This window comes from Chenggangzhangella methanolivorans, assembly GCF_042648545.1.
In the GTDB taxonomy this organism is placed as follows: Bacteria; Pseudomonadota; Alphaproteobacteria; order Rhizobiales; family Methylopilaceae; genus Methylopila; species Methylopila methanolivorans.
This window is the reverse complement of sequence record NZ_JBHRXS010000016.1, coordinates 128,742-154,868: the sequence shown is the minus strand read 5'-3', so window position 1 is coordinate 154,868 and position 26,127 is coordinate 128,742. Positions and strand designations below refer to the sequence as shown.

30 protein-coding genes are annotated in these 26,127 nt (G+C 69.2%); 12 read left to right on the top strand and 18 right to left on the bottom strand.

What is annotated here, in order from left to right:
- The first annotated feature begins 21 nt into the window (after positions 1 to 21).
- A complete protein-coding gene (locus ACFOWB_RS22715) occupies positions 22 to 690 on the top strand; it encodes a hypothetical protein (protein WP_378149555.1) in 669 nt (222 codons plus the stop codon).
- Positions 691 to 835: 145 nt separating this feature from the next.
- On the opposite strand, the gene ACFOWB_RS22710 is transcribed toward ACFOWB_RS22715, so the two are convergent.
- Positions 836 to 1,717, bottom strand: a complete 882-nt coding sequence (locus tag ACFOWB_RS22710; protein WP_378149553.1) for a metallophosphoesterase family protein — start codon at positions 1,715 to 1,717, stop codon at positions 836 to 838.
- Between the two features lie 99 nt (positions 1,718 to 1,816).
- Here ACFOWB_RS22710 and ACFOWB_RS22705 point away from each other — a divergent pair, with 99 nt between their 5' ends.
- On the top strand, positions 1,817 to 2,275 hold the full coding sequence (locus ACFOWB_RS22705; RefSeq protein WP_261404608.1) for an NUDIX domain-containing protein: 459 nt from the start codon (positions 1,817 to 1,819) through the stop codon (positions 2,273 to 2,275).
- 137 nt (positions 2,276 to 2,412) lie between these two features.
- On the opposite strand, the gene ACFOWB_RS22700 is transcribed toward ACFOWB_RS22705, so the two are convergent.
- Complete coding sequence (locus ACFOWB_RS22700) at positions 2,413 to 3,393, bottom strand: glutathione S-transferase family protein (RefSeq protein ID WP_378149550.1); 981 nt, start codon at positions 3,391 to 3,393, stop codon at positions 2,413 to 2,415.
- A gap of 168 nt (positions 3,394 to 3,561) precedes the next feature.
- On the opposite strand from ACFOWB_RS22700, the gene ACFOWB_RS22695 reads away from it, so the two are divergent.
- Positions 3,562 to 3,924: a tudor domain-containing protein gene (locus tag ACFOWB_RS22695; RefSeq protein WP_261404607.1), complete on the top strand. Its 363-nt coding sequence runs from the start codon at positions 3,562 to 3,564 to the stop codon at positions 3,922 to 3,924.
- Positions 3,925 to 4,161: 237 nt separating this feature from the next.
- Entirely contained in the window at positions 4,162 to 4,662 is a 501-nt protein-coding gene (locus ACFOWB_RS22690) for a GNAT family N-acetyltransferase (protein WP_261404606.1), read from the top strand.
- A 4-nt stretch (positions 4,663 to 4,666) separates the two neighbouring features.
- Here ACFOWB_RS22690 and ACFOWB_RS22685 read toward each other — a convergent pair whose 3' ends face one another.
- The 6 genes from ACFOWB_RS22685 to ACFOWB_RS22660 form a co-directional block, all read right to left on the bottom strand.
- Positions 4,667 to 4,993: a hypothetical protein gene (locus tag ACFOWB_RS22685; protein ID WP_261404605.1), complete on the bottom strand. Its 327-nt coding sequence runs from the start codon at positions 4,991 to 4,993 to the stop codon at positions 4,667 to 4,669.
- A 48-nt stretch (positions 4,994 to 5,041) separates the two neighbouring features.
- Positions 5,042 to 5,716 (bottom strand): MarC family protein, encoded by a 675-nt coding sequence (locus ACFOWB_RS22680; protein WP_261404604.1) that lies wholly within the window; start codon positions 5,714 to 5,716, stop codon positions 5,042 to 5,044.
- A gap of 236 nt (positions 5,717 to 5,952) precedes the next feature.
- Positions 5,953 to 8,028: a hypothetical protein gene (locus tag ACFOWB_RS22675; protein WP_378149546.1), complete on the bottom strand. Its 2,076-nt coding sequence runs from the start codon at positions 8,026 to 8,028 to the stop codon at positions 5,953 to 5,955.
- Complete coding sequence (locus tag ACFOWB_RS22670) at positions 8,028 to 10,907, bottom strand: DUF4159 domain-containing protein (RefSeq protein WP_378149544.1); 2,880 nt, start codon at positions 10,905 to 10,907, stop codon at positions 8,028 to 8,030. The genes ACFOWB_RS22675 and ACFOWB_RS22670 overlap by 1 nt, the downstream gene beginning before the upstream one ends.
- On the bottom strand, positions 10,904 to 11,815 hold the full coding sequence (locus ACFOWB_RS22665) for a DUF58 domain-containing protein (RefSeq protein WP_378149542.1): 912 nt from the start codon (positions 11,813 to 11,815) through the stop codon (positions 10,904 to 10,906). Before ACFOWB_RS22665 ends, ACFOWB_RS22670 begins: the two co-directional genes overlap by 4 nt.
- 5 nt (positions 11,816 to 11,820) lie before the next feature.
- Entirely contained in the window at positions 11,821 to 12,825 is a 1,005-nt protein-coding gene (locus ACFOWB_RS22660) for an AAA family ATPase (RefSeq protein WP_378149540.1), read from the bottom strand.
- 270 nt (positions 12,826 to 13,095) lie between these two features.
- On the opposite strand from ACFOWB_RS22660, the gene ACFOWB_RS22655 reads away from it, so the two are divergent.
- Genes ACFOWB_RS22655 through ACFOWB_RS22640 form a run of 4 tightly spaced genes read left to right on the top strand, consistent with a single transcriptional unit; the run spans position 13,096 to position 15,777 of the window.
- Positions 13,096 to 13,632 (top strand): DUF1285 domain-containing protein, encoded by a 537-nt coding sequence (locus ACFOWB_RS22655; RefSeq protein WP_261405677.1) that lies wholly within the window; start codon positions 13,096 to 13,098, stop codon positions 13,630 to 13,632.
- Entirely contained in the window at positions 13,629 to 14,258 is a 630-nt protein-coding gene (locus tag ACFOWB_RS22650) for an NUDIX hydrolase (RefSeq protein ID WP_378149538.1), read from the top strand. The genes ACFOWB_RS22655 and ACFOWB_RS22650 overlap by 4 nt, the downstream gene beginning before the upstream one ends.
- Positions 14,255 to 14,530: a DUF6111 family protein gene (locus ACFOWB_RS22645; RefSeq protein ID WP_261404603.1), complete on the top strand. Its 276-nt coding sequence runs from the start codon at positions 14,255 to 14,257 to the stop codon at positions 14,528 to 14,530. The genes ACFOWB_RS22650 and ACFOWB_RS22645 overlap by 4 nt, the downstream gene beginning before the upstream one ends.
- On the top strand, positions 14,527 to 15,777 hold the full coding sequence (locus ACFOWB_RS22640) for a CCA tRNA nucleotidyltransferase (RefSeq protein WP_378149535.1): 1,251 nt from the start codon (positions 14,527 to 14,529) through the stop codon (positions 15,775 to 15,777). The genes ACFOWB_RS22645 and ACFOWB_RS22640 overlap by 4 nt, the downstream gene beginning before the upstream one ends.
- Before the next feature lie 12 nt (positions 15,778 to 15,789).
- Here ACFOWB_RS22640 and ACFOWB_RS22635 read toward each other — a convergent pair whose 3' ends face one another.
- Genes ACFOWB_RS22635 through ACFOWB_RS22625 form a run of 3 tightly spaced genes read right to left on the bottom strand, consistent with a single transcriptional unit; the run spans position 15,790 to position 17,772 of the window.
- On the bottom strand, positions 15,790 to 16,377 hold the full coding sequence (locus ACFOWB_RS22635; RefSeq protein WP_378149533.1) for a glutathione S-transferase family protein: 588 nt from the start codon (positions 16,375 to 16,377) through the stop codon (positions 15,790 to 15,792).
- A 10-nt stretch (positions 16,378 to 16,387) separates the two neighbouring features.
- Positions 16,388 to 17,266, bottom strand: coding sequence for an oxygen-dependent coproporphyrinogen oxidase (hemF, locus tag ACFOWB_RS22630; RefSeq protein ID WP_378149531.1), 879 nt, complete (start codon positions 17,264 to 17,266; stop codon positions 16,388 to 16,390).
- Between the two features lie 32 nt (positions 17,267 to 17,298).
- Positions 17,299 to 17,772, bottom strand: a complete 474-nt coding sequence (locus ACFOWB_RS22625; RefSeq protein WP_378149836.1) for a tRNA (cytidine(34)-2'-O)-methyltransferase — start codon at positions 17,770 to 17,772, stop codon at positions 17,299 to 17,301.
- 205 nt (positions 17,773 to 17,977) lie between these two features.
- Between ACFOWB_RS22625 and petA the strand changes: the two genes are divergently transcribed.
- The 4 genes from petA (at position 17,978) to ACFOWB_RS22605 (ending at position 21,725) form a co-directional block, all read left to right on the top strand.
- Positions 17,978 to 18,541, top strand: coding sequence for a ubiquinol-cytochrome c reductase iron-sulfur subunit (petA, locus tag ACFOWB_RS22620; protein WP_378149529.1), 564 nt, complete (start codon positions 17,978 to 17,980; stop codon positions 18,539 to 18,541).
- Positions 18,542 to 18,587: 46 nt separating this feature from the next.
- Positions 18,588 to 19,874, top strand: a complete 1,287-nt coding sequence (locus tag ACFOWB_RS22615; protein ID WP_378149527.1) for a cytochrome b — start codon at positions 18,588 to 18,590, stop codon at positions 19,872 to 19,874.
- Complete coding sequence (locus ACFOWB_RS22610) at positions 19,871 to 20,737, top strand: cytochrome c1 (protein ID WP_378149525.1); 867 nt, start codon at positions 19,871 to 19,873, stop codon at positions 20,735 to 20,737. The genes ACFOWB_RS22615 and ACFOWB_RS22610 overlap by 4 nt, the downstream gene beginning before the upstream one ends.
- Positions 20,738 to 20,837: 100 nt before the next feature.
- On the top strand, positions 20,838 to 21,725 hold the full coding sequence (locus tag ACFOWB_RS22605) for an S-methyl-5'-thioadenosine phosphorylase (protein ID WP_378149522.1): 888 nt from the start codon (positions 20,838 to 20,840) through the stop codon (positions 21,723 to 21,725).
- A 7-nt stretch (positions 21,726 to 21,732) separates the two neighbouring features.
- On the opposite strand, the gene ACFOWB_RS22600 is transcribed toward ACFOWB_RS22605, so the two are convergent.
- The 7 genes from ACFOWB_RS22600 to ACFOWB_RS22570 all read right to left on the bottom strand — a co-directional run bounded on the left by ACFOWB_RS22600 (position 21,733) and on the right by ACFOWB_RS22570 (position 26,053).
- Entirely contained in the window at positions 21,733 to 22,209 is a 477-nt protein-coding gene (locus ACFOWB_RS22600; RefSeq protein ID WP_378149520.1) for a MaoC family dehydratase, read from the bottom strand.
- Positions 22,209 to 22,667 carry a MaoC family dehydratase gene (locus tag ACFOWB_RS22595; protein ID WP_378149517.1) on the bottom strand — a complete coding sequence of 153 codons (459 nt, stop codon included), beginning with the start codon at positions 22,665 to 22,667 and terminating at the stop codon, positions 22,209 to 22,211. The genes ACFOWB_RS22600 and ACFOWB_RS22595 overlap by 1 nt, the downstream gene beginning before the upstream one ends.
- 199 nt (positions 22,668 to 22,866) lie before the next feature.
- Entirely contained in the window at positions 22,867 to 23,964 is a 1,098-nt protein-coding gene (gene ychF / locus ACFOWB_RS22590; protein WP_261404599.1) for a redox-regulated ATPase YchF, read from the bottom strand.
- Positions 23,965 to 23,978: 14 nt separating this feature from the next.
- The gene (locus ACFOWB_RS22585) at positions 23,979 to 24,419 is read right to left on the bottom strand and encodes a PIN domain-containing protein (protein ID WP_378149515.1); all 441 of its coding nucleotides are present in this window, start codon (positions 24,417 to 24,419) and stop codon (positions 23,979 to 23,981) included.
- Positions 24,352 to 24,651, bottom strand: a complete 300-nt coding sequence (locus ACFOWB_RS22580; RefSeq protein ID WP_261404596.1) for a hypothetical protein — start codon at positions 24,649 to 24,651, stop codon at positions 24,352 to 24,354. The genes ACFOWB_RS22585 and ACFOWB_RS22580 overlap by 68 nt, the downstream gene beginning before the upstream one ends.
- A gap of 43 nt (positions 24,652 to 24,694) precedes the next feature.
- Positions 24,695 to 25,303, bottom strand: a complete 609-nt coding sequence (gene pth / locus ACFOWB_RS22575) for an aminoacyl-tRNA hydrolase (RefSeq protein ID WP_261404595.1) — start codon at positions 25,301 to 25,303, stop codon at positions 24,695 to 24,697.
- Positions 25,304 to 25,330: 27 nt separating this feature from the next.
- Positions 25,331 to 26,053, bottom strand: a complete 723-nt coding sequence (locus ACFOWB_RS22570) for a 50S ribosomal protein L25/general stress protein Ctc (protein ID WP_261404594.1) — start codon at positions 26,051 to 26,053, stop codon at positions 25,331 to 25,333.
- Positions 26,054 to 26,127 lie beyond the last annotated feature (74 nt).

The window sequence follows — 26,127 nt, the reverse complement described above, 5'->3', positions numbered from 1 at the left end:
CAGACCGGCTAGATTTCCGGGATGCTGGACACGCCGAGCGAGGATGGGCCGCCCGACGCCAGGAGCGCGGCCTCGTCCGCGCTTCAGGCCGCGCTCCGCCGCGCCCGCGTCGAAGCCGCCGAGCAGACCGACGTGGTGATGGACTTGCGCCAGGCCGAGATCGCGCGACTGGAGATCCTTCAAGAGGCGCTCGAGCCGGTGTTTGCGGCCGCGCCCGAGGACGTCGACATCTTCGACGTCGGGCTCGCGCCCGGCGAACGTCCGCGGCTCTTCGTCGACATGGTGACGTTCGTCGAGATGGGGCGCGACCGGCGCACTTATCGGGTGATGCGGGACGGACGCCGCGGCCGGATCTGCCTCGCCGAAAGCGCCGAGGTCGAGCCGATCGTCGAGGCGGTGACGGCCTATGTCGCCCGCCGCCTCGTCGAACGCGAGCGCCTGCTCGTCGACGACGAGCGCGCAGTCCAAGAAACTCAACCGATCGAGGTCGCCCGCACGATGACGGCATCCGCGCCCGCCGAGACACAAGCCGCCGCATCCGCCGCGCAAACCGCCGCGCCGCCGTCCGGCCGCCGCCGCCTGCTCGGGGTCGTGGCGTTCCTGTTCGCGTTCGGTCTCGGAGCAGGGATCGGGGCGCTTGCGGTCGGCGCGCTGATCATCGCGTCCGCGAAGGGAATGCTGCCGCTGTAGCGCGCGGGAAACGCCGCCGCCCTTGTCCCGGACTTGATCCGGGACCCAGAACCGACAGGGCCTCAAAAGAGGACGCCGCCGTTCGCAGCCATTTCCTGACGCTGTCGGTTCTGGGTCCCGGATCAAGTCCGGGACAAGGGGCGCCTCACGCCACCTTGAACCGGTCCGTTTCCTTGATGTCGCCCTCGCGGGTGAAGCCGCGGGTGACGCATTCGCACTCCCAGCGGCCGGCCTCGCCCGAGACCTGGTAGAGGTTGTAGGCCGCAAGCGGCTCGTGGCTGAGCAATCCGGTGGAGCAGGACGGCACCGCGATCACCGGCACCTCGCCGTCGGGCCCCGGAATCGCGGCCCTCGCGGGCTCGTGGTTGTGGCCGTGCAGCACGAGCTCGGCGCCTTCGCGGGCGATGATCTCGCGCAGCTCCGCGGCGTCGCGCAGGCGCCGCAGCCAGGGCGTGCCGTCCTCCGCCACCGGGTGATGCACCAGCACGATGCGGAAAAAACCCTCGTCCTTCAGGCTCCTGAGCAGGGGACCGAGCGCGTCGCGCTGGATCGCGCCGACCTCGCCGGTGGCCGCGAGCGGATAGGTGGGCACCGCCGACGACAGCCCGATCAAGGCGACGAGCCCGTGGCGACGCACGTAAGGAAAGCCCACGCGCCCGTCGTCGCCCGACATATGCGCGCCCCACACCCGCGCGGGCGCGCCCGCGACGTTGCGCACATAGGCGTCGTGGTTTCCGGGAATCGCCGCGACCTTCTCGGGCGGGCCGAGCCGGCCGAGGAACAGCGCCGCCGGCAGGAACTCGCCCTCGAGGCCAAGATTGGTGAGGTCGCCCGTGACGGCGACCGCGTCCGGCGCCTCGTCGACGACGTCGGCGACCAGCAGGTCGAGCACCCGCATGTCGTGCCAGCGCCTTCGCCGGCGCAGATAGTTGATGGCGCCGAGACCCCGCTTCGACAGCAGGTCGATGGGCGAAAAGCTCGGCAGCGGACCGAGATGCGGATCGGAGAAGTGGGCGATGACGGTCATCGCGCGCCGTTATAGGGGGATCGGCCACGCCCGCCACGCCTTTTCCACGCCGGCGCGATGATATCCTGCGCGGCGGGATGAGCGGGAGATGACCCAAACATGTTCAAGTCGAAGCTCGTGCGCGCGGTCGTCGCCCGCTGGGGCCGCGCGCGGCGCGGCATGACGCTCGGCGTGCGTGTCGCGGCGCGCGACGGGGAGGGCAGGGTCATGCTCGTCCGACACGGCTATGCGCCGGGCTGGCATCTGCCGGGCGGCGGCGTCGAGGTGGGAGAGACGGCCGCGACGTCGGCTGCGCGGGAATTGATCGAAGAGACGGGGCTTCGGGCGGAGCGGCTCGTTCTCGCCGGGCTCTACTTCAACCCTGCGTTCGGCGGTCGGGACCATGTGGCGCTGTTCCGGGTCGATCGTTTCGAGCGAGGGCCAGAGCCCGCGCCCAATCGCGAGATCGCCGAGCGGGGCTGGTTTTCGCTCGACGCTTTGCCGGCTGACACGACGCCCGCGACGCGCCGACGGCTCGCGGAGCTTTACGGCGAGGCGGAGAGCGACGGGCGGTGGTGAGGACTCGTCTTGTCCCGGAATCGATCCGGGACCCAGAGCCGACGCCGTTTCCGAAAGTTGCGAACCGCGCGCCGTTCCTTCCTTGAACCGTCTCGGTTCTGGGTCCCGGATCGAGTCCGGGACAAGAGCGGGGGCGCTTACCCCAGACCCTGCCGTCCGTGCGGCGCGGAAAAATCCAGCTTCGGTCCCTTAGGGATCACCCGCGTCGGATTGATGGTCGTGTGCGACCAGTAATAGTGCGTCTTGATATGCGCCAGGTCGACCGTCTCTCCGAAGCCGGCGGCCTGGAACAGGTCGCGCAGATAGCCCGAGAGGTTCGCGTAGTCGGCGATCCGGCGCTTGTTGCACTTGAAATGCCCGACATAGACGGCGTCGAAGCGCGCGAGCGTCGTGAAGAGGCGCACGTCCGCCTCGGTGAGAGCCGAACCCATCAGATAGCGCTGGCCCGCCAGCCGTTCGTCGAGCGCGTCGAGTTCGGAGAACAGCGCGTCGAAGGCCTCCTCATAGGCTTCCTGGCTCGTGGCGAAGCCCGCGCGATAGACGCCGTTGTTGACCCGCTCGTAGACGCGATCGTTCAGCGCGTCGATCCCGGCCCGCAGGGGCTCGGGGTAGAGGTCGCGATCGTTCCCCGTCAGCGCGTCGAAGGCGCTGTTGAACATGCGGATGATCTCGGCGCTCTCGTTCGAAACGATCGTCTTGCGCTCGCGATCCCAGAGCACGGGCACCGTCACGCGCGTCGTCGCGTCGGGGGCGGCCCTGAGATAGAGCTCGTAGAGCCGCGCCTCGCCATGCTCACCCTGCGCCGAGGCGCCGGGAAAGTCGCCGAACGTCCAGCCTTCCGCGCCCATGCGCGGGTCGACGACGAAGACGTCGATGAGGTTCTCGAGCCCCTTCAGCTTCCGGAAGATCAGCGTGCGGTGCGCCCAGGGGCAGGCGAGCGAGACATAGAGCGCGTACCGCCCGGCCTCGGCCTTGAAGCCGGCCTCCCCGCTCAGGCCCGCGGCGCCGTCGGACGTCACCCAGTTGCGGAACTGCGAGGCCTGCCGTTCGAAGCGGCCGCCGGATTTCGACGTGTCGTACCACTTGTCCTGCCACTTGCCGTCGACCAGCAGACCCATGCTCAACTCTCCCTGTGCAGGGCCGACATAGGGCGCTCGCATGCGAGGGCGCGTCGCGAAAAAGTCACTCGGACCGCTCCCCCTCCGCCGATGATCTCGATTGACTCCCGTTCACGCATTTTCACGTGATTGCGGCGGCGCGCTCACGCGCCATCGGGGAAAATCGACATGCGTGGTCTGATTGCAGGGATCGCTCTTGGTCTGGCGGCGTCATCGCCCGCCGCCGCGTTCTCGAAGGGGGATTGGGTGCTGGCCCAGTGGAAGGGCGGCGAACACTGGTTTCCGGGCGTGGTGGAGAGCGTGTCCGGCGGAAAGGTGACCGTGGCCTACGATGACGGCACGCGCGAGACGCGCCCGTCGAACCAGGTCCGCGACTACGACTGGCGGGTCGGCTCGAAGGTCGAGTGCAACTGGAAGGGCCAGGGCTGGTACCGCGGGAGGATCACGGCGCTTTCGGGAGAACGGCTCAGCATCGCCTATGACGACGGCGACAAGGAGACCACGAAGACCGGCAGCTGCCGCTCGAACTGACGTCCTGTCGTGGCCGCGCGCCGTCGAGCGGCGCGCGGCTCGTCCGTTCTCGCCGGTCCCGCTGGCGTTCCGGGTCGCCGCATGATATGCGCCCGGCCGTCATGCACGACGTCACGCCGCTCCTTCTCCGACGACGCTCCGCGCGGCGCCTTCAGGTGCCGAATACGCGCGGCTGACCGCACGCCCGCCGGGCGCTCGGACGGCCGGACCGAACGAGATCCGCGTGCGAGCGCCGACATGACCTCCCTTCCGCTGACCATCCTGCACGAGCAGCCCGCCGACGGGCCTGCGATCGAACGTCTTCAGGAGCGCGCCTTCGGCCCCGGCCGCTATGCGCGCTCGGCCTATCGGTTGCGCGAGGGCGTGGCCTTCGATCCGCAGCTGTCCTTTACGGCCCAGGTCGGCACGCTGCTCGTCGGCTCCAACCGGATGACGCCGATCACCATCGGCGGGGCCTCCGTCCAGTTGTTGGGACCTCTCGTCGTCGATCCCGCCTTCATGAACCGGGGCATAGGGCGCGCGCTGATCCACGCCTCGCTCGAGGCTGCGGCCGCCGCCGGCCATCGGCTCGTGATGCTGGTCGGCGACGAGCCCTATTACGCGCGCATGGGGTTCGCGCGGATCCCCGAGGGGCGGGTGACGATGCCGGGCCCGGTCGATCCCGCCCGCATGCTGTGGCGCGAGCTCGCGGCCGGCGCCGCCGAAACCGTCGGCGGGCGGGCCTGGAAAGCGTTCTGAGGCCTCAGCAGACCACCGCCTCGACCATCTGCAGCAGCCAGCCGACGACGACGAGGAACAGGCCGATCGGGATGATGAAAAGCCCGATCAGATATTTGAGCGTGTCGACGCCGAACCCGACGACCCGCCAGCCGAAGTCGGTCGTGGCCTTGCCGCGGCCGCAGGATTCCTCCTTCTCCTGAGCCGTTGGCGGAAGCGCCGAGCCGCGCGCGTGTCCGTAGCCGGGCGTTTGGGCGAACGCCGGCGTCGTGAGGCCGAGCGGGCCGGGGGTCGCGAGCAGCAGAGCGCATATGAGCGCGTTCAGGGCGACGCGCATGCGGGCGAACGACATGGAAACTCCTCGGGTTCCCGTCGTTTAATCGGACATCGCCCGTGCGAATCAAGCCGACGAGCCGATTCCGGCCATCCGGAAGACGTCGAGGACGCCGTTCAGCGTGATCTGCACGCCGACGCAGAGCAGGATGAAGGCCGCGAGCCGGCCGATGACCCGCACGCCGCCCGGGCCGAGAAGCCCCGTGATCCAGTCGGCCCAGCTGTAAGCGAGCCAGATCGCGATCGCGTTCGCGATCGCCGCGAGCGACGCCCCGATGGCGAAAGCCGCGAAGGCCGCACCCTCGGCCGGACGGTTCGCGCCGAGCGCGATCGCGACCGCGATGGTGCCCGGGCCCGTCGTGAGCGGCATTGTCAGCGGATAAAAGGCGATGTCGGGCTGGCCGATCGCGTCGTCCGCCTGGCTCTGCTTGCGGTCTTCGTGGGCTTCCGGCGCGGTGAGCATGCGCCAGGCCGAAGCCGCCACCACGAGGCCGCCGGCGATCTTCAGCGCCGCGATAGTGATGCCGAAGAAGGCGAGCACCGACGCCCCGACCCAGAGCGAACAGAGCAGCACGCCCTCGGCGTAGAATCCGATGCGGCGCGCGAGCGCCTTGCGCTCTTCATGGGTCCGGTCGGCGGTCACCTGCGCGAAGATCAGCGCGCCCCCGATCGGGTTGATGATCGAGAAGAACGCCGCGGCGGCGAGCAGAAAGTGCTGCGAGACGTCGAGCGCGAAGCCCATCGCGTGTTCCCCGGGTCAACGCTCCGCATATCCACGGTTTGGGGGCGAAACGCCACCCCCTCTCGAGCGGAAGGCGCTACGCCGCCGCCTTCTCTCATGACCTTTCGTCATGCCCTCCGCCTTCGCGCGGGTATCCAAGACTTCGGCTCGTGCGGCGCCTTGCGAAGAAGCCGTGGATGTCCGGCTCGGCCGCGCATGACGGCGAGGTTCGAGCCCGAATTATGGGACGACCGTCCTCAGCGCCCCTCGCGCGCCCAAGTGGCGGCGAAGGCGCCGAGCAGCAGGATGAGGCCGAGGATCCCGGCGAAGATCGGCAGGATGCCGATGCCGCGGACGACGCTCGCCTCCGCCTGCCGGACGCCGATCCAGTCGGCTCCCGAGGCGCGCGCGCCGGCCGAGACTGGCACGATCCGCGGCACGTCGATCGCGGCGCCGGGCTCGGGCTCCAGCCGGCGGGTCGAACCGCCGGTCTGCGACGCAAGCGGGCCGAGCCGGCGCTCGGTGCTCGCGACTTCGGTGAATTCGCGCGGGTTCGGCGGGCCGACGTTCACGAGCGTCGAGAACGTGCCGTCGGTCACGCGATGGAGGCCGAGTTCGGGCGTCTCGAAGGTCGCGCGCCAGAGGCCGGGCTCCTCCTGCGCAAGCGCGATCTCGCGCGACTGGCCGTTCGGCAGCGTCACCGTCACGGGCGCGGCCTCGTCCTTCAGGGTCTGGCGTTCGAAGGTGACGGTCCTGCCAGTCGCTTTCGCGCGCAGCGCCTCTTCCTCGAGGTCCGGCTCCTTCATGAGCCAGTGCGACAGCCGGCGCAGCAGGTCGACATGCGGGCCGCCGCCGTCGAAGCCACGGGCCCAGAGCCAGGCGTGGTCGGACAGCAGCAGGGCGACGCGGCCCTTCTCCTCGCGGGCGAGCACGAGCAGCGGACGCTCCTCCGGCCCCTGCAGCACCGCATCGCCTTCGCGAAGGCGCGAGTCGACCATGCGGAACCAGGGCGCCCAGCTGGGCGGGTTTTGCTCGGAGCCCGGAAGCCCCCGCGTCACCGGATGCTTGCGGCCGACCTCGGAGAGCGCCGCCTTGAACTGGCGCTCCACCACGCCGCCCATGGGCTCTGCCGGGAGCACCGCGGAGAGCGGAGTCTCGTAGAGCGAGCCCGGCTCCGAGTAATCCGGGCCGCCCGCGACCAGAACCGCGCCGCCGTCGCGCACATAGCGCGCGATGTTGTCGAAATAGACGATCGGCAGGATGCCCTGACGGGCGTAGCGGTCGAAGATGATGAGGTCGAACTCGTCGATCTTCTGGGAGAACAGCTCGCGGGTCGGGAAGGCGATGAGCGAGAGCTCGTTGATCGGCGTGCCGTCCTGTTTTTCCGGCGGACGGAGAATGGTGAAATGCACGAGGTCGACCGAGGCGTCGGCCTTGAGAAGGTTGCGCCAGGTGCGCTCGCCCGCATGCGGCTCGCCCGAGACCAGCAGCACCCGCAGCTTCTCGCGCACGCCGTCGATCGGCACGACCGCGCGGTTGTTGACGGTGGTGATCTCGCGCCCGGCGTCCTCCGCCTCGATTTCGATGAAGTTGACGCCGGGATGGGCGACCGGAGCCTCGATCGTCGTGGTCTGGCCCGGCAGCGCCTCGACGCGGTCGATGATCTCGCCGTCGCGGCGGATCGTGACGGGAACCGGGCGGCCAAGGCCGTCGCCGACCTCCTCGATGCGGAAGCCGATGCGCTGGGTCTGGCCGACGATGCCGAAACGGGGGCTGAGCGTCAGAGCGACGCGCCGGTCGCGCTCGTCGGGGCGCCCGGTGATCAAAGCGTGGATCGGAGCCGAAAACCCGAGGTCGCGCGCCGCGCCGGGAACGTCGTGGACCACGCCGTCTGTGACGAACAGGGCGCCGGCGACGCGCTCGGGCGGCACGTCCGCGAGGCCGTTGCGAAGCGCGGCGAAGAGCTCGGTGCCGTCGCTCGCCGAGCCGTCCTGGCCCGCCTCGATCCAGCGAACCTCGGTGTCCTTGAGGCCGGAGAGCCGCGCCTCGAGCTGCCGGCGCGCCTCGTCGGTCTGGCGGTTGCGGCCGTCGAGCGACTGGCTGCCGGAGCGATCCACCACCACGGGCAGCACGTTGGTCAGCGTCTCGCGGTCCTCGCGGGTGAAGGACGGGTTGGCGAGCGCGATCAGCAGACACGCGATCGCGCCGGCGCGAAGCCATGCGCCGCGGGTCTTGCCGAAGATGCAGAGGCCCGCCACCACGATCCCGGCGAAGGCGAGGGCCAGAAGCGCGGGCAGGGGGATGAGCGGGGCGAAGTCGACGTCGATGCTCATCACTGCCCGAGCCTCTCGAGCAGCGCAGGAACGTGGACCTGATCAGCCTTGTAGTTGCCGGTCAGCGTGTACATCACGATGTTGATTCCGACGCGGTAGGCCATCTCGCGCTGGCGTTCGTCGGAAGAGGTCGGGAACAGCGGCATGCCGTCGGCCCCGACCGCCCATGCGCCGGCGAAGTCCGCGGAAGAGATGAGCACCGGCGAGACGCCGTCGCCGGCGCGCGCCGGTCGGTCCTCGCCTTCGTCGGCCGGCGGCAGCGCCTCGACCCAGAGCGGGCTTCCGGAATAGCGGCCGGGGAAATCGTCGAGCAGATAGAAAGCCTTGGTCAGGACGTGCTCCTTCGGGGCCTTCTCCAGCGCCGGCACGTCGAGCCCGTCGAGCAGGCGGCGGAGCGCCTCGTTCTGCGGGCCGCCGGTTCCGGCGGTCAGCGCGTCGCGGGTGTCGAACAGGATCGTGCCGCCCTGCTTCATGTAGGCGTCGACGCGCGCAAGCGTCTCAGGGGAGAGCTGCGCCGCGCGGTCGGTGACGGGCCAGTAGATCAGCGGGAAGAAGGAGAGCTCGTCCTTGGCCGGATCGACCGCCATCGGCGTCCCGGGCTCGAGCGCCGTGCGTTCGGCGAGCGTCTGGGTGAGGCCTTCAAGGCCTGCCTTCGAGACGCGGTCGACGTCGCGGTCTCCGGTCGCCACATAGGCGAGGCGCGTGGAGAGCGTCGCCTCGAGCGCGAAACGTTCGTCGATCGGCTGCTTCTTCGTCGCCGCCGGCGGCCGCTCGGCGGCTGTCTGAGCCAGCGCGGGACCGGCCGCCAGAGCGAGGCCGCAGGCCGCGAGCAGGACGACGGCGGCCCCGGCCTTGGCCGCGCCGCGGGGCGTCCGGCCGATGAGCGCGAGGCCGCCGGCCAGCAGGAAGACAACGAGGCTGTCGAGGATCGCGAGCAGCGCCGCGGCGGTGAACAGCCAAGGCGCGACAGGCGTCGGCTCGACGGCGACCACGGGCGCGACGCCGGCGTCGAGACCCGAGAGGTCGAGCCGAGCGAGGGCGGCGTCGGGGGGCAGCAGATTGACCGCGATTCCCGCGTCGACGGGCCCGTAGAAGCCCGGAGGGTTGTCGCGCGTCGCGGCGGCGCGGCCGTCGACCGAGACCGGCTTGGCGGTGGCGGGTGGACTGCGGAAGGCGCCGAAGCCGTCGAGCGTGCGCGTCGGGGGCAGGGTCTGGGCGCGCGGCGCAGGCGCCTGCGCGGCCTCGCCGGCGGCCGGTTGTCCCGCGGCCGCGCCTTCGGGCTTGGCGGGGGGCGGGTTCGAACCCGCAAGGTCGACGATCCGGCGCAGCATGTCCACGAACGCGCCAGAAAGCGGCAGGTTCGACCAGCGCGTGTCCGCGGTCACATGAAAGAGCACGCTGAGCCCCCGGTCCTGCTTTACGGCGGTGACGAGCGGCGTGCCGTCGCCGAGCGTCGCCCACACCCGGTCCGGCAGGTCGGCGTCGGGCTCGGCGAGCACTTGACGGGTGACGGTGACGTCCTTCGGCGGAACGAGCGGCGCGAACGGACTGTCGGCTGCGTAGGAAGAAAGCGGCTGCGGCGTCTCCCAGGCGAGCGCGCCGCCGAGAATGCGGCCGCCCTGGCGAAGGCGCACGGGCGAGAGCTCGTCCTGCGGCGCCGCCGCAAGGCGCGGACCTGCGAAGCGGATCAGCACGCCGCCGCCCCGGACCCAGCGCGTCAACGCGTCCTGCGCCTCGCGCGTCAGCGCGCCGACGTCGGCGAGCAGGATGACCGGCAGCTTGTCCGCCACGAACTGCTCGACGGCCTGGCTCGGCCCCTGGCCCTGCGCCTCTCGCACGTCCGCGAAAGGCTTGAGCGCGCGGTTGACGTAGTAGACCGGCGAGAGCAGCGGCTGGGCGACGTCGGCGGTCGCGCCGGTGACGAGGCCGATCGACCGACGCTTCGAGCGCTGGTCGAGCAGCTGGACGGCGCCGGCGGTCTTGGCGCCGACGAGTTCGAGCCGCGCGATGTCGTTCCGGAGCTCCACCGGGAGCTGGAACGACGCGGTCGCGTCCCGCGCGCCGACCGCGAAGGCCGCGTCGACCTCGGCGAGCGGACGGCCCCGCAGGTCGGAAGCGCGCACGCGCAGCGGCTCCGCGCCGGAGGCTTCGGCCCGCAGCGCCTTGACGGTCATCGCGCCCGGCGTGTTCTCGGCCGCCGCGAGCGCCCGGGCCGAGCCCGTCGGATCAATCCGGACCGAGAGCGGGCGGCCCCCGAGCGCCGCCCTCAGGCCCTCGGCGAAGGCGCGGGCCTCGCCGCCCGCCAACCCGTCGGAGATCCAGACCGCGTCCGCGGTCGCATGCGCTTTCAGGAACGCCTCCACGGCGGGCAGAAGCTGGCGGCGGTCGGCGACGAAGGGTTCGGGCGACAGCACCCGGAGCCGCTCGATTGCGGCCTCCGCGGTTCCGAGGCCGATCTCGCGCGGCGGCTCGGCGGTCGCGAGCAGCGCGACGGGGCGTCCCTGATCGCCCGCCGACTGGAGCGCGCCTTCGGCCGCGGCGAGGCGGGCGTCCCATTCGGACGCCGCCGCCCAGCCATTGTCGACGACGAGCAGCAGCGGCCCCGAGCCGGAGCTCGCGGCCGGCGGCGGGTTCAGGATCGGCTTCGCCAGCGCGAAGATCAGCAGCGCGGCGAGCCCGAGGCGCAGCAGCAGCAGCCACCATGGCGTGCGGGCCGGGGTCTCGCGCTTGGCCACGACGTCGAGCAGCAGGCGAAGCGGCGGGAAGTCGACGGTGCGCGGGCGCGGCGGCGTGAGGCGCAGCAGCAGCCAGAGCGCCGGCAGCGCGATCAGCGCCGTCAGCATCCAGGGCGCGAGGAAGGCCAGCGGGAGCGCGCTCATCGTTCGGCCTCGCCGAGGCGGGCGTGGAGGGCGAGCAACGGCTCGGTGGCCGGACGGTCGGTGCGGTGGATCGTCAGCGTCCAGCCGCGGCGGCGCGCGATGTCGGCGAGCGCCGCGCGGTGGCGCGCGAGGCGCGCCTCGTAGCCCGCCCGCCACTCCTCCGCGCGGCCGGCCACGAGCTTCACCGAGGCGTCGGGGTCGAGAAATTCGGTGCGGCCGGAAAAGGGGAAGGTCTCTTCGACGGGATCCACGATCATGACCATGTGCCCCCGTCCCCCGCGTCCGGCGAGGGCGGCGACGGTGGCGGCGATCTCCTCCTCCGGCGCAAGCAGGTCGCCGATCAGCACCGCCTCGGCGAGCCGCGCGATCGGAGCGGCGGGCGGCGGCAGATGGTTGGCGTCGTCCTCGGCGTGGACCAGCGCTTCGGCGAGCTTCTCGATCGCGAGGCGGCTCGCGGTCGGGCGCGTGAGGCCCAGGAGCCCGACGCGCTCTCCCCCGCGCACCAGAAGGTCGGCGACCGCCAGGCCGAGCACGACGGCGCGCTCGAGCTTGGTGACGTCGGACAGGCTCGATCGAAACGCCATGCTGCGCGAGCGGTCGATCCAGAGCCAGACCGTGTGGGCGGCCTCCCACTCCTGCTCGCGGATGTAGAGATGCTCGTCGCGCGCCGAACGGCGCCAGTCGATGCGGCCGGGCACGTCGCCTTCGTTGAAGCGGCGGAACTGCCAGAAGTTCTCGCCCACGCCGGAGCGCCTGCGGCCGTGGAGGCCGTGCACCACGGTGGCGGAGGCGCGCCGCGCCGCGACCAGAAGGCGCGGCAGGGCGGAGGCGAGGCCGAGCGCCGCCTCCTCGTGCCGCATCGTGATCGCGGCTTCCGAGGGGTCGACGAGCCCGGCGCGGACCGCCATTCGCGTCAGCCGAGCCGCTCGACGAGCCGGGCGATGACGCCCGACAGCGTGTCGCCCGACGAACGCGCGGAGAAGGTCAGCGCCATGCGGTGCTTCAGGATCGGCTCGGCCAGCGCCGCGACGTCGTCGATCGAGGGCGCGAACCGTCCGTCGAGCAGCGCGCGGGCGCGCACCGCGAGCATCATCGACTGGCTGGCGCGCGGGCCGGGGCCCCAGGCGATCTTTTCGGCGATCGTCTTGTCGGCGGTCTCGGGCCGCGCGGAGCGCACGAGGTCGAGGATCGCCTCGACGACGCTTTCTCCCACGGGCAGGCGCCTGACGAGGCGCTGCGCGCTCATCAGGTCGTCGGAGGAGAGGGCGGGGCGCGCCTTGACCTCGTCCGCTCCCGTCGTCGCGAGCAGGATGCGGCGTTCGGCGTCGCGGTCGGGATAGTCGACGTCGATCTGCAGGAGGAAGCGGTCGAGCTGCGCCTCGGGCAGCGGATAGGTGCCCTCCTGCTCGAGCGGGTTCTGGGTCGCGAGCACATGGAAGGGGCGCGGCAGGTCGTGGCGCTGGCCCGCGACCGTGACGTGATATTCCTGCATCGCCTGCAGCAGCGCCGACTGGGTGCGCGGGCTCGCGCGGTTGATCTCGTCGGCCATCAGAAGCTGGGCGAACACCGGACCGCGCACGAAGCGGAACGAGCGCTTGCCGGTCGGATCCTCCTCCAGGACCTCGGAGCCGAGAATGTCGGAGGGCATGAGGTCGGGGGTGAACTGGACGCGCCGGGCGTCGAGGCCGAGAACCACGCCCATGGTGTCGACGAGCTTGGTCTTGGCGAGGCCCGGGACGCCGACCAGCAGCGCGTGGCCGCCGCAGAGCACCGTGAGCAGCGCATGGTCCACGACCTTGTCCTGGCCGAAGATGATCTCGCCGATCGCCGCGCGCGCCGCCGCCACATGTCCGCCGATGGCCTCGGCGTTTCGGACGATCGCGGCGTCGAGGTCGGTCGCGGCTTCGGCCTGTTGCATCAAGGCGAGTCTCCTTCGCGGTCAGCCTGCGCGTCGCACGCTCATCGGACGACCGTCTCGCCCGCTTTGCAAGCCCCGCGAATGCGGAGCCGTTAACGGGCGGCCGGCGCCCGGCCCTTATCCACGGCCCGATCAGGCCTTAAGTTCAACCCGATCCGCCGAAAGCGGCGGGAGCAAGGCTTGGGCCAGACAGTTGGGCCGGCGAGCCCGAAGCGCCAGGAGCGTCGAGAGATCGTGACTTCGGACGAAATCGCCGTCGGATCACAGCGTATGCAGGCGCTTGCGGAGGCCGCTCGGGCCGCATGCACGCGCGGACCGGCGCCGGTGCACAAATGGAATCCGGCGCATTGCGGCGAGATCGACATCGTCGTTCACGCAGACGGAACCTGGGACTACAACGGCTCCCCGATCGGCCGGCCGGCGCTCGTCAAGCTGTTCTCGACCGTGCTGCGCAAGGATCCGGACGGCTTCGTGCTGGTGACTCCCGCCGAAAAGCTCTCCATCACGGTCGAGGACGCGCCGTTCGTCGCCGTCGAGATGGCGAGCGAGGGGGAGGGCGCCGGCCGCCGGATCCGCTTTCGCACGAATGTCGACGAGACCGTCGACGCCGGGCCGGACCACGAGCTTCGGTTCGAGGAGGACGCCGGCGGCGGGTTCCGCCCCTATGTCCGCGTGCGCCACGATCTCTGGGCGCTGCTCGCGCGCTCGGCGGTCTACGACCTCGTGGATCTCGCCGAGGAGAAGGACGGAGCCTTGGGCGTCTGGGCCGGCGGCGCGTTCTTTCCGATGGCCGGCGCATCGGCATGACGCTCGCCGAAGCCTTGTCGCTCGCTGATTTCCGCGCGCGCGCCTCCGAAAGGCTGCTCGGCGCGCCGCCCGATCCCGACGATCCCGATACGGTTCCGATCGGCGAATTCGCGCTGCTCGCGCCGGACCGGATTCCGCGCGCCGCCGCCGTGCTGATCGGCGTGGTGGCGCGGCAGGAGCCGCAGCTGCTCTTTACGCAGCGCGCCAAGCATCTGCCTGTCCACCCCGGTCAGGTCGCCTTTCCCGGCGGCAAGCGCGAGCCGCAGGACGCCTCGCCGCTTGCGACCGCCCTGCGCGAGGCGAACGAGGAGATCGGACTGGACCCGGCCTTCGTCACGCCGCTCGGCTATCTCGACCTCTACGTCACGAATTCGGGATTCGGGATCGTGGGCGTGGTGGCGGAGATCGCGCCGGGCTACGGGATGACGCTGGCGCCCGGCGAGGTCGAGGACGCGTTCGAGGTTCCGCTCGACTTCCTCATGCGACCCGAGAACCATCGGGTCGAGATGCGGGAGTGGCAGGGCGGCCTGCGGGAGATCAACCACATGCCCTGGGGCGACCGGAACATCTGGGGCGTGACCGCGGGCATGCTGAAGAACCTCTATGAAAGGCTCTACGGCCCATGAGCCGCATCGCGTTCCAGCTTCTTCTCGCGCTGTCGCCCTTCGTCGCCTATGCGCTGTGGCTGCATTTCACTAAGCGCGGCTGGCGCGCGCCCGAGCACTGGCGCGGGGTGCCGCTCGCATGGCTCGTCGCGGCGGCCGTCGCCATCACGCTCGGGAGCCTCGCGTTGCTCGCCCTCACGACAGGCGGCTCGACGCGTTCGCTCTACGTGCCGGCGCATATGGAGAACGGCGTGTTCGTGCCGGGCAAGATCATCGAGCCCGACAAGAAATGACGGCGGCCGTCGCCCGGCTCGACGGCGCCGACTGGCTTCGCGAACCGCCGCTTCGCGATCTCCTCGCAGTCCTCGACGCCGAAGGCGAGGAGGCGCGGGTCAACGGCGGCGCGGTGCGCGACGCGTTGCTCGGGATTGAACTCGGCGACGTCGACGTCGCCGCCACGGCGCTTCCGGAAGAGACGACGCGGCGCGCCATGGCCGCCGGATGGAAGGTCGTTCCGACCGGGCTCGAGCACGGTACCGTCACCGTCGTGATCTCCGGCAAGCCGTTCGAGGTCACGACGTTGCGCCGCGACGTCGAGACCGACGGACGCCGCGCGACCGTCGCCTTCACGCGCGACTGGGCCGAGGACGCGGCGCGCCGCGATCTCACGATCAACGGCCTTTTCCTGTCGCGCGACGGCGTGGTGCACGACCATGTCGGAGGGCTCGCGGATCTCGCCGCCCGGCGCGTGCGCTTCATCGGCGACGCGCGCCAGCGCATCCGCGAGGATTATCTGCGCACCTTGCGGTTCTTTCGGTTTCACGCCCGCTTCGCCGAAGGGCCGCCCGACGCCGAGGGGCTCGCGGCCGCGATCGCCGAGCGCGACGGCCTGAGCCTGCTCTCCGCCGAGCGGGTGAGGGCGGAGCTGCTGAAGCTTTTGGCGGCGCGTGGCGCATCCGAGACGGTCGCCGAGATGGCGGGCGCGGGGCTGTTGACGCCGCTGGTCGGCGGAGTTCCGCGGACCGCGCATTTCGCCCGTTTCGTTGATGCCGACCGCGAAGCGCCCGACGCTCTGCTTCGGCTCGCGGCGCTGTCTCAGTTCGTCAGCGAAGACGCCTTGAGGCTCAAGGAGCGCCTGCGGCTGTCGAATGCGGAGAGCCGGCGCCTGGAGGCGATCGGCGACATGACGCCCCGGCTCGATCCTGCAGACGAGCCTGCGGCCAAACGCGCGCTCTACCGGCTCGGACCGCAAGCCTATCGAGACCGCGCGCGGCTCACTGCTTTAGGAGGCGGCGACTGGAACGCCGCGATCGCGCTGTCCGACCGCTGGCGCGCGCCGAAATTTCCGATCGCCGCCGACGATTTCAAGGCGCTCGGGCTTGAAGGCCGGGCGCTCGGCCGCGCGCTCAAGCACGCCGAGGAGGCGTGGGTCGAGGCGGGGTTTCCGACAGGACGCGCCGAGATCGAGGCGCTGATCGAACAGGCGTCATCCCGGCCGGAGCGCAGCGCAGAGCCGGGACCGTCTTCCGAAGAAGGCTAAAAGCCGCCTGGGTCAGGCCGAGACGCCGAGCGCGGCCTCGGCGCGTGCGATCCAGTCCCTGAGGCGAGGGAACGGCGCGAGATCGAAGCCGCCCTCATGGGCGAGCCGCGTGTAGGCGAGCAGCGAGACGTCGGCGAGCGTCGGCGCGGCGCAGGCCATGAACGCGCTTTCGCCGAGCCGCCGCTCCATCAGCGCGAAGGCGGCCTCGCCGCGCTCCAGCAGACGCGGATCGAGCTCTTCGGGCGTCTTGCCGAGATAGCGGATCTGGAAGCGGCGCACGGCGACATAGGGCTCGTGGCTGTACTGCTCCCAGAACAGCCACTGCAGCATCACGGCGCGCTCGAAGGCGTCGGTCGGGACGAGCGCCGAGCCGTCGGCGAGGTGGAGGATGATGGCGTTCGACTCCGACAGCGACCGCCCGTCGGCGAGAACGACGAACGGGACTTTTCCAGCCGGATTGAGCGCGAGAAACGCCGGTGTCCGGGCCTCGCCCTCGACGACGTCGACGTCGCGCCACTCGAACGGAACGCCGAGGAGCTCGGCGACCCAGCGCACCTTCATGCAGTTGCCCGAAATCGGGTCGCCGTAGATCGTCAGCATCGGAGCCTTCTCACGGCCACGCCGCGTGCGGCGGCAGCGACGACAGGATCGAGGCGACGTTGCCGCCGGTCTTGAGGCCGAAGATCGTGCCGCGGTCGTGCAGCAGGTTGAACTCGACATAGCGACCGCGGCGCACGAGCTGCTCGGCCCGGTCGGCCTCGGTCCAGGGCGTCGACAGGTTCGCCCGCACGATGTCCGGATAGGCCTTCAGGAAGGCCTCGCCGACCGATCTCGTGAAGGCGAAGTCGGCGTCGAAATCGTTTGAGTCGAGCCAGTCGTAGAAGATGCCGCCGACGCCGCGCGGCTCGTTGCGGTGCTTGAGGAAGAAGTAGTCGTCGCACCACTGCTTGAACTTCGGATAGTCGGCGACCGCATGGCCTTCGCAGGCCTGCCTGTAGGCCGCATGGAACGCGACCGTGTCCGGGTCGTCCTGCGTGCGCCTGCGGTCGAGCACGGGGGTGAGGTCGCCGCCGCCGCCGAACCAGGCTTTCGAGGTCACGACGAACCGCGTGTTCATGTGCACGGTCGGAACGTGCGGGCTCCAGGGGTGGGCGATCAGCGAGATGCCCGACGCCCAGAAGTCCGGCGCTTCCGTGGCCCCGGGAATGTCCTTGCGGAACTCGGGCGCGAATTCGCCGAAGACGGTGGAGACGTGCACGCCGACCTTTTCGAACACGCGTCCCTTCATCATGCCCATCACGCCTCCGCCGCCGTCCGCGCCGGTGTGGTCGGCGCGCGACCAGGGCGTGCGCTCGAAGCGTCCGGCGGGGGCCTCGCCGCCGGCCTCGTCCTCGATCGCCTCGAGGCTCTGATGGATCCGGTCGCGCAAGGTCTCGAACCAGGCGCGGGCCTGCGTCTTGCGGGCGTCGATGTCGTCGGGAAGGGGCATTGGCGTCTTCGCGTCCTTTGCGGTCGCGCTTTTTAGGGCGTCTTCGCAAACGGTGGAAAGCCGTCCGTCCGGCGAAGCGCCTCGCCGAGGACGATCGCGGCGGCGACCGCGACGTTGAGAGAGCGCAGGTCCGGCCGCATCGGGATCGCGATCCGCAGATCGGCGGCCTCATGCACGCAATCCGGCGCGCCGGACGATTCCCGGCCGACCATCAGAACGTCGCCGGGCCGAAAATCCGCTGAAAGATGAGAGGTCTCGGCCTTCGTCGTCAGGAGCGCGAGCCGTCGGCCCTCCGCGCGGCGGATTTCCTCGAACGCCGTGAAGGACGCATGGCGGCGGATGTTCACATGATCGAGATAATCGAGCCCCGCCCGGCGGAAGGCGCGGTCCGAAACGGGAAAACCCGCCGGTTCGACGATGTCGACATCGACTCCGAGGCAGGCCGCCATCCGCAGCATCGTCCCGGCGTTCTGCGGGATGTCGGGCTGGAGGAGGGCGAGCCGCATTGGGAAAAAAGCCTTTTCTGTGCGTCGATAGCCATTTGGCTGCGACAAGGTGTCATGATCGGCCATCCGGGCTTGGACGAAATGTCCACCCGTGTCAGATAGCCACTCGTCTTGAGAGCCATTCCAATCGGGCCGCTCCTGGGACCAGCCGAAAGGGTCCACGATCCGGTTTCGGCCAGCAACGTAGGTAGCGGCGGAGACCCCAGTGACGACCACCGAGCACGCCGAACAGCCGAACCGCCGCGATTTTCTGTATCTCGCCACCGGGGCCACCGCCGTCTGGGGCGCGGCCTTCCTGGCCTGGCCGTTCATCGACCAGATGAACCCGGACGCCGCCTCGCTTGCGCTCGCCTCCACCGACGTCGATCTCTCGCAGATCGCCGAAGGCCAGGTGGTCAGCGTGAAGTGGCGCGGCAAGCCGGTCTTCATCTGGAACCGGACCAAGCAGCAGATCGAGGAAGCGTCCAAGACGCCGCTCGGCGACCTGCCCGACAAGAACGCCCGCAACGCCAACCTTCCGTCCGACGCGGACGCCTCCGACGCCAATCGCGGCGCGAAGGGCAAGGAGAACTGGCTGATCGTGACGGGCGTGTGCACGCATCTCGGTTGCGTGCCGCTCGCGAATTCCGGCGATTTCGGCGGCTGGCTCTGCCCCTGCCACGGATCGCACTACGACGCCGCCGGCCGCATCCGCCGGGGCCCGGCGCCGGAAAACCTCGCGATCCCGCCATACGCCTTCGAAGGCGACACAAAAATCAAGATCGGCTGAGGGAGACGGCCGCCGCAAGGCGCGCCGGGAGGGGTGAACGACCACCATGCAGGGACATTCGACCTACGAGCCTAAGCCGGGCGTCGCGAAGTGGTTCGAGGACAGGCTGCCGATCGTCGGCCTGATCCATTCGAGCGCCGTCGCTTATCCGGTGCCGCGGAACCTGAACTACCTCTGGACCTTCGGCGGCATCCTGACCTTCATGCTGGTCGCCCAGATCCTGACTGGCGTCGTGCTCGTGATGCACTACACGCCGCACGCCTCGCTCGCCTTCGAGTCGGTCGAGAAGATCATGCGCGACGTCAACTACGGTTGGCTGCTGCGCTATCTGCACGCCAACGGCGCGTCGATGTTCTTCATCGCGGTCTACATCCACATCTTCCGCGGCATGTATTACGGCTCCTACAAGGCGCCCCGCGAGATCCTCTGGATCCTCGGCGTTCTGATCTTCCTGCTGATGATGGCCACCGCCTTCATGGGCTACGTGCTGCCCTGGGGTCAGATGTCGTTCTGGGGCGCGACCGTCATCACCAACCTGTTCTCCGCCATTCCCGTGGTCGGCGAGACGCTGGTGACGTGGCTCTGGGGCGGCTTCGCGGTCGACAACGCGACGCTGCAGCGCTTCTTCTCGCTGCACTATCTGCTGCCCTTCGTGATCGTGGGCGTCGTCGGACTCCATATCTGGGCGCTGCATCATGTCGGCCAGAACAATCCTGCGGGCGTCGACATCAAGGATATCCGCCGCGACACCGTGCCGTTCACGCCCTACGCCACGCTGAAGGACGGCTTCGCGATGGTGTGCTTCCTGATCTTCTTCTCGTGGTTCGTGTTCTACACGCCGAACTACCTCGGCCACGCCGACAATTACATCAAGGCCAACAGCCTGGTGACGCCGTCGCACATCGTGCCGGAATGGTACTTCCTGCCGTTCTACGCGATCCTGCGCGCCATCCCGTCCAAGCTCGGCGGCGTGCTCTGCATGTTCGGCGCGATCGCGGTGCTGTTCGTGCTGCCCTGGCTCGACACCTCGAAGGTCCGCTCGGGCAAGTACCGGCCGCTGTTCAAGCAGTTCTTCTGGGTCTTCGTGGGCGTCTGCGTGCTGCTCGGCTGGCTCGGCTCGAAGCCGCCGGAGGGCTGGTACGTCACGATCTCGCAGATCGCGACCTTCTACTACTTCGCCCACTTCCTGATCATCCTGCCGCTGCTCGGCATGCTCGAGACGCCGAAGCCGCTGCCGGCCTCGATCGCGGACGACGTGCTCGCCGACGAGGAGAAGAGGGGCGGCCATTCGGCGCTCGCCAATCTCGCAGCAGCCCGGGAGGCCCAACGATGATCCGCCTGACCTTCGCCCGCCCGGTCCGGGCGGCCCTGGCGGCGGTCTCGATCGCCGCCGCGACCTTCGCGGTCGTTGCTCCCGCGTCGGCCGCCGAGCAGGTTCACCCACCGCGGCAGCAGTGGTCGTTCTCCGGGCCGTTCGGAAAGTACGACCAGGCGCAGCTGCAGCGCGGCTTCAAGATCTACCGCGAGGTCTGCGCAAGCTGCCACGCGATGTCGATGGTCGCGTTCCGCAACCTCGCGCAGGAGGGCGGCCTCGGCTTCACCGAAGGCCAGGCCGAGACGATCGCGGCCGAGTACCAGATCAAGGACGGCCCGAACGACAGCGGCGACTTCGTCGACCGCCCGGGCAAGCTCTCGGATTATTTCCCGAGCCCGTTCCCGAACGAGCAGGCGGCGCGCGCCTCGAACGGCGGCGCCTATCCGCCGGACTTCTCCACGCTCGCCAAGGCCCGCACCTACGAACGCGGCTTCCCGACCTTCGTGTTCGACATCTTCACCCAGTTCCAGGAGCAGGGTCCGGACTACATCCACGCGCTGCTCGCCGGCTACAAGGAGCCGGAGCACGGCGAGAAGCCGCCGAAGCCGGGCCTCCACTACAACACCTACTTCCCGGGCCACTGGATCGCGATGGCTCCGCCGATCCAGGCCGGTCAGGTCGAATACACCGACGGCACGCCCACGACGGTCGATCAGTACGGCAAGGACGTCGCGGCCTTCATGGTGTGGGCGGCAGAGCCCCACATGCTCGATCGCAAGCAGATGGGCTTCAAGGTGATGTTCTTCCTCATCGTCTTCGGCGCGCTGCTCTATTTCACGAAGAAGAGCGTCTGGGGCGGTCTGAAGTCGCGGACCGCGTGAGATAGCCATGACGGCCTGACGCTTCGGCGTCCGGTCTGATATCGCAGGCGGCGGGCTCTTCGCGGGGCCCGCCGTCGTCGTTTCGGGGGGAGCAGGACACATGGCCGAAGTTCAGAAACGACGCGCGACGCTCGGCGTCATCGGCGGTTCGGGGATCTACGACCTTTCGCTGCTGACCGATGTCCGCGAGCTCGATCTGTCGAGCCCGTGGGGCGAGCCTTCGGCGAAGCCGATCGAAGGCGTGATCGGCGAAACCCGCGTCGTGTTCCTTCCGCGCCATGGCGCGGGCCACCGCTTCGCGCCCTCCGACATCAACTACCGAGCCAACATCGACGTGCTGAAGCGGGCGGGCGTCACCGACCTGATCTCGGTCTCGGCCTGCGGCTCCTACAAGGAAGAGCTGCCGCCCGGGACCTTCGTGCTGGTCGATCAGTTCATCGACCGCACGTTCCGCCGGGAAACCTCGTTCTTCGGCGCAGGATGCGTGGCTCACGTCTCCTTTTCCGATCCGGTCGCTCCCAATCTCGTCGCGCGCATCGCCCGCGCGGCGGCCGCGGAGGAGATCCCGCATATCGTGGGCGGATCCTATGTCTGCATGGAGGGTCCGCAGTTTTCGACGCGCGCGGAGTCGGTCGCCTACAAGGCGATGGGCGCTTCGGTGGTCGGGATGACCAACATGCCCGAGGCCAAGCTCGCCCGGGAAGCGGAGCTGCCCTATGCGACCATCGCCATGGTCACCGACTACGACGCCTGGCGCCCGCATGAGAGCGGGGTCGGCGTCGCCGAGATCCTAGAGGTGATGCGTGCGAACGGCGACAGGGCGCGGAGGCTTCTGGCGCGGCTCGCGGCCGAGTTCCCGGCGGAGCCGGAACCGTGTCCGCTCGGCTCGGACCGCGCGCTCGACTTCGCGCTGGTGACGGCGCTGGAGCATCGCGACCCGGCGCTTCTGGCGAAGCTCGACGCGATCGCAGGGCGCGTGCTTGACTAACGGCGCGTCAGCCTTGGGGCCGCGTCTCGACGAACACCGTGCTGGTGAACCGCAGGGCTTCCTCGCCGCGCTGGTTCACCGCCGTGTTCAGCGCCTTCACCAATCCCCATCCGGGCCGTGAGGCGCTCGGCCGCGCCTCCAGCGCCTCGGCGAAATAGGTCAGCGTGTCGCCCGCCATCACGGGATGGCGCCACTTGAGGTCCGTGAAGCCGGGCGAGGGGCCGGCGCGGCCGACGGGGAGGCCCGCGGCCATGCGCTCCTTGGCCATGCGCACCTGGAATGCGATCATCAGCTTCATCCAGATCGCGCAGCTGTGCCAGCCCGAGGCGGCGAGCCCCTTGAACGGCCCCGCGCGGCCCGCCTCCTCGGACAGATGGAAGCGCTGCGGGTCGTATTTTTCGGCGAAGCGGATGATGTCTTCCGCCGCAAACGTCCAGTGGCCGATCTCGACTTTCTTGCCGACCTCGTAATCCTCAAGATGCATCAGGGCGCCCTCCGCCGGCCGATGAGCTTCGTGCTCACCTGCCGCATGACCACGACGCCGTTCTGGTTCCGCACCTCGAATTCGAACTTCACCAGCCCCGCCTCGGAACGCCCCGGCACGCCGCGCGCGGTCAGAACTTTCCGGCGCACCGACAGTTGGTCGCCGGCCTTGACCGGCGCGCGCCATTCAAGACTGTCGGCGCCCGGCGAGCCGAGCGAAGCGGCGTCCAGAAGAAACGCGTCGCAGTTCATCCGCATGAGGAGGGCGGCGGTGTACCAGCCGGAGCCGATGAGCTCGCCCAGCATCGAGCCGCGGGCGGCTTCCTCGGAGAGATGCATCGGCTGCGGATCGAACTCGCGCGCGAACTCGACCATGTCGTCGCGGTCGACGGTCCAGTCGCCATAGTCGGCGACGTCGCCGGGGAGGAAGTCCTCGAAGAAGATGTTCGGGTCGCTCACGGGCTCGCCTTCATCAGTCGATTGCGTGCTTCGAGACGGCGGCTGACGCCGCCTCCTCAGCATGAGGGGAGTTTAGAAGCTCAGACCTTCCTCATGCTGAGGAGCGCCGAAGGCGCGTCTCGAAGCACGCAGTTCGTTTCCGCCCCGACAATGGATCCTCGGGCCAAGCCCGAGGATGACGACTGAGGAAACTCAGCCCTCAGTTCGCGAAGCGGAAGTGGAGCACGTCGCCGTCCGCGACCACGTAGTCCTTGCCTTCGAGGCGGAATTTTCCGGCCTCCTTCGCGCCCGCTTCGCCCTTCAGCGCCACATAGTCCGGGTACGCGATGGTCTCGGCGCGGATGAAGCCCTTTTCGAAATCCGAGTGGATCACGCCCGCGGCGCCCGGGGCCTTGGTGCCCCTCTCGATGGTCCAGGCGCGCGCTTCCTTGGGGCCGACCGTGAAGTAGGTCACGAGGCCGAGCAGCTGGTAGCCCGCGTTGATCAGGCGGTCGAGGCCGGTCTCCTCGAGGCCGAGCGCCTCGAGATACTCGGTGCGCTCTTCGGTCGGCAGCGTCGCGATCTCGCTCTCGATCTTGGCGGAGATGACCACGGTGACCGCACCCTCGGTCTTCGCCTGTTGCTCCACCTTGGCCGAGAACTCGTTGCCGCCGGCGGCCGAAGCCTCGTCGACATTGGCGACGAAGAGGATGGGCTTGGAGGTCAAGAGGTTCAGCGCGTCGAACGCCGGGCGCTCGTCGTCCGAAACCTTCGCGGCGCGGGCCGGCTTGCCGTCGCGCAGCAGCGGCAGCACGCGGTTGACCAGCTCGAGCTGCTCCTTGGCTTCCTTGTCGGCCCCGCGGGCGCGCTTTTCGAGCGCGACGACGCGCTTCTCGAGGCTCTCGAGGTCGGCGATCATCAGCTCGGTCTCGACCGTCTCATAGTCGGAGAGCGGGTCGATCTTGCCCTCGACATGGGTGATGTCGTCGTCCTCGAAGCAGCGCAGCACATAGGCGATCGCGTCGACTTCGCGGATATGCGCCAGGAACTGGTTGCCGAGGCCTTCGCCCTTGGAGGCGCCGCGCACCAGGCCTGCGATGTCCACGAAGGTGAGGCGCGTCGGGATGATCTCCTTGGAGCTTGCGATCTTGGCGAGCGCCTCGAGCCGCGGGTCCGGCACCGCCACCTCGCCGACATTCGGCTCGATGGTGCAGAACGGATAGTTGGCCGCCTGCGCCGCGGCCGTCTGCGTCAGCGCGTTGAAGAGGGTCGACTTGCCGACGTTCGGCAGGCCGACGATGCCGCATTTGAAGCCCATGGGAGAGAAACCGATCAGTTTGGTGAAAGCGCCTCGTCCGGCCGGACGAGAAACGGGTCGAGGATGCGGAGCGGACCGATGCGTCGCCGATGGCTCATATCTTCCGAGAGCAGCACATCGCAATCCGACTGAAGCGCCGAGGCGACGATCAGGCTGTCCCACCAGGCGAAGCCGAACTGCTTATGGACGTCGAAAGCGAGAAGCGAGGTGTCGACCGTCAATGGCGCGGAACACCATCGCCGCAACTCGAGGACCAGCGGTTCCATTTCGGGGATCGTATAGAGCTTCAGCTTGCGGGTGAGAACCGACGTGAACTCATTGATCACCTGAGGGCTGATCACGATCGCCTCGCGCGACGCTGCAAACCGCGTCCACTCGGCCGCGCGCTCAGTCTTCGCCAAATCCCTCGTGTCGCGGAGATAGACCAGCACGTTGGAATCGATGAAGCAGCGCATCGTCGTAGATCTCGTCGCGGCGCGATGTCGGGGTGGGATCGGCGAGAGGCTCGTCGCGAGTGGGCTGCGCGAGGAAGCGCTCGAGGCTCTCCAACTGGGAGATGGCAGGGGATTGGCGCTTTTCACGAACGATGCCGGCGATGAAGCGCGAGACGCTCTCGCCGCGCTTGGCCGCTTCGACCCGCACCCAGCCGAGCACGTCTTCGTCCATGGTGATCGTCACGTTCTTCATGGAACCCTCCAGGACACGAAGTTCGTGTCTTCGTGTCCCCGGGTCAAGGCTTCCCGTCGCCCGGCTTCTTCGGCTCGCCGAACCCTGCGGCGTCCATCCGCAGGTGCACCTTGTTCTGAAAGCTGTTGTCTTCGCGCTTGGCCAACAGCTCCGCGGCGTCGGCGATGGCGTCGTTCAGCTCCCCGACCCAGACCATCTCGCCCTTGCCGAAGTCGTTCAGCACGTAATGCAGAACGGCGTCGCGGCCGGGATGGCCGATGCCGAGCCGCACGCGGCGATAGTCGTTGCCCATGTGAGCGGTGATCGAGCGCAGCCCGTTGTGGCCGGCGTTTCCGCCGCCGGTCTTCACGCGCATCTTGGCGGGAGGGAGGTCGAGCTCGTCGTGGAACGCGACGATGTCGGGAAGCTCGATCTTGAAGAAGCGCGCGGCCTCGGCGACCGAGCGGCCGCTTTCGTTCATATAGGTGCCGGGCAGCAGCAGCAGCGTCTTCACGCCGGCGATCGAGCCTTCGGCTGTCACGCCTTGAAAGCGCGCGCGCCACGGCGAAAATCCGTGGCGCGACGCGATCCGGTCAACGGCCATGAAGCCGATATTGTGCCGGTTCTTCTCGTATTTCGGCCCCGGATTTCCGAGGCCGACCAGGAGCAGCATTGGCGAAGGCTCCCGCAGGGAAGAGGATTAGTCCTCGGACTTCTTCTCGTCCGAAGCCTCGGCCTCGCCGCCCTCGGACGCTTCGCCCTCGGCGGCCTCTTCCTCGGTGGTCTCGCCGGCTTCCTCGGCGGCCTTCTCGGCCTCGATCTCGGCCTGCTCTTCAGCCTGCTCCTCGGCCACGACGGTCGGGGCGGCGATGGTGGCGATCGTGTATTCCTCGAGGTTCTCCTCGACGAACTCGACGCCCTTCGGCAGCTTCACCGACGAGCCGTGCACGATGTCGCCGATCTCGAGACCCTTGAGGTCGACCTCGATCGCCTCGGGGAGGTGGTCGACGCCGGCCTTCACCTTGACGGTGTGAAGCACCGTGTTGAGCACGCCGCCGCGGACCAGGCCCGGAGCCTTGTCTTCGTTGAGGAAGTGCACCGGCACCTCGACCTCGATCACCGAGGAGGCGGTGACGCGGAAAAAGTCGACGTGGATCAGCGTGTCCTTGACGACGTCGCGCTGGTAGTCGCGCGGGACGACCCGCTCCTTGCCCTTGCCGGTGTCGATCTCGAACACCGTGGTCTTGAAGCCGCCGGCGTGCAGCAGCTTGAACATCATGTGGCCGTCGAGGACGATGGACACAGGGGGCTTCTTGCCGCCGTAGATGACGGCGGGGATCTTACCTTCACGACGGAGAGCGCGGGCGGCCCCCTTGCCGGCCTTCTCGCGCGTCTCGGCCTTCAGGGCCTTGGGAGCGGACATTGGATCGTTCTCCGAAACTAAAACGGCCGCCCGGGGCGGGCGGCCTCTCCGACTGCCGCGCGGCCGAACCCCTC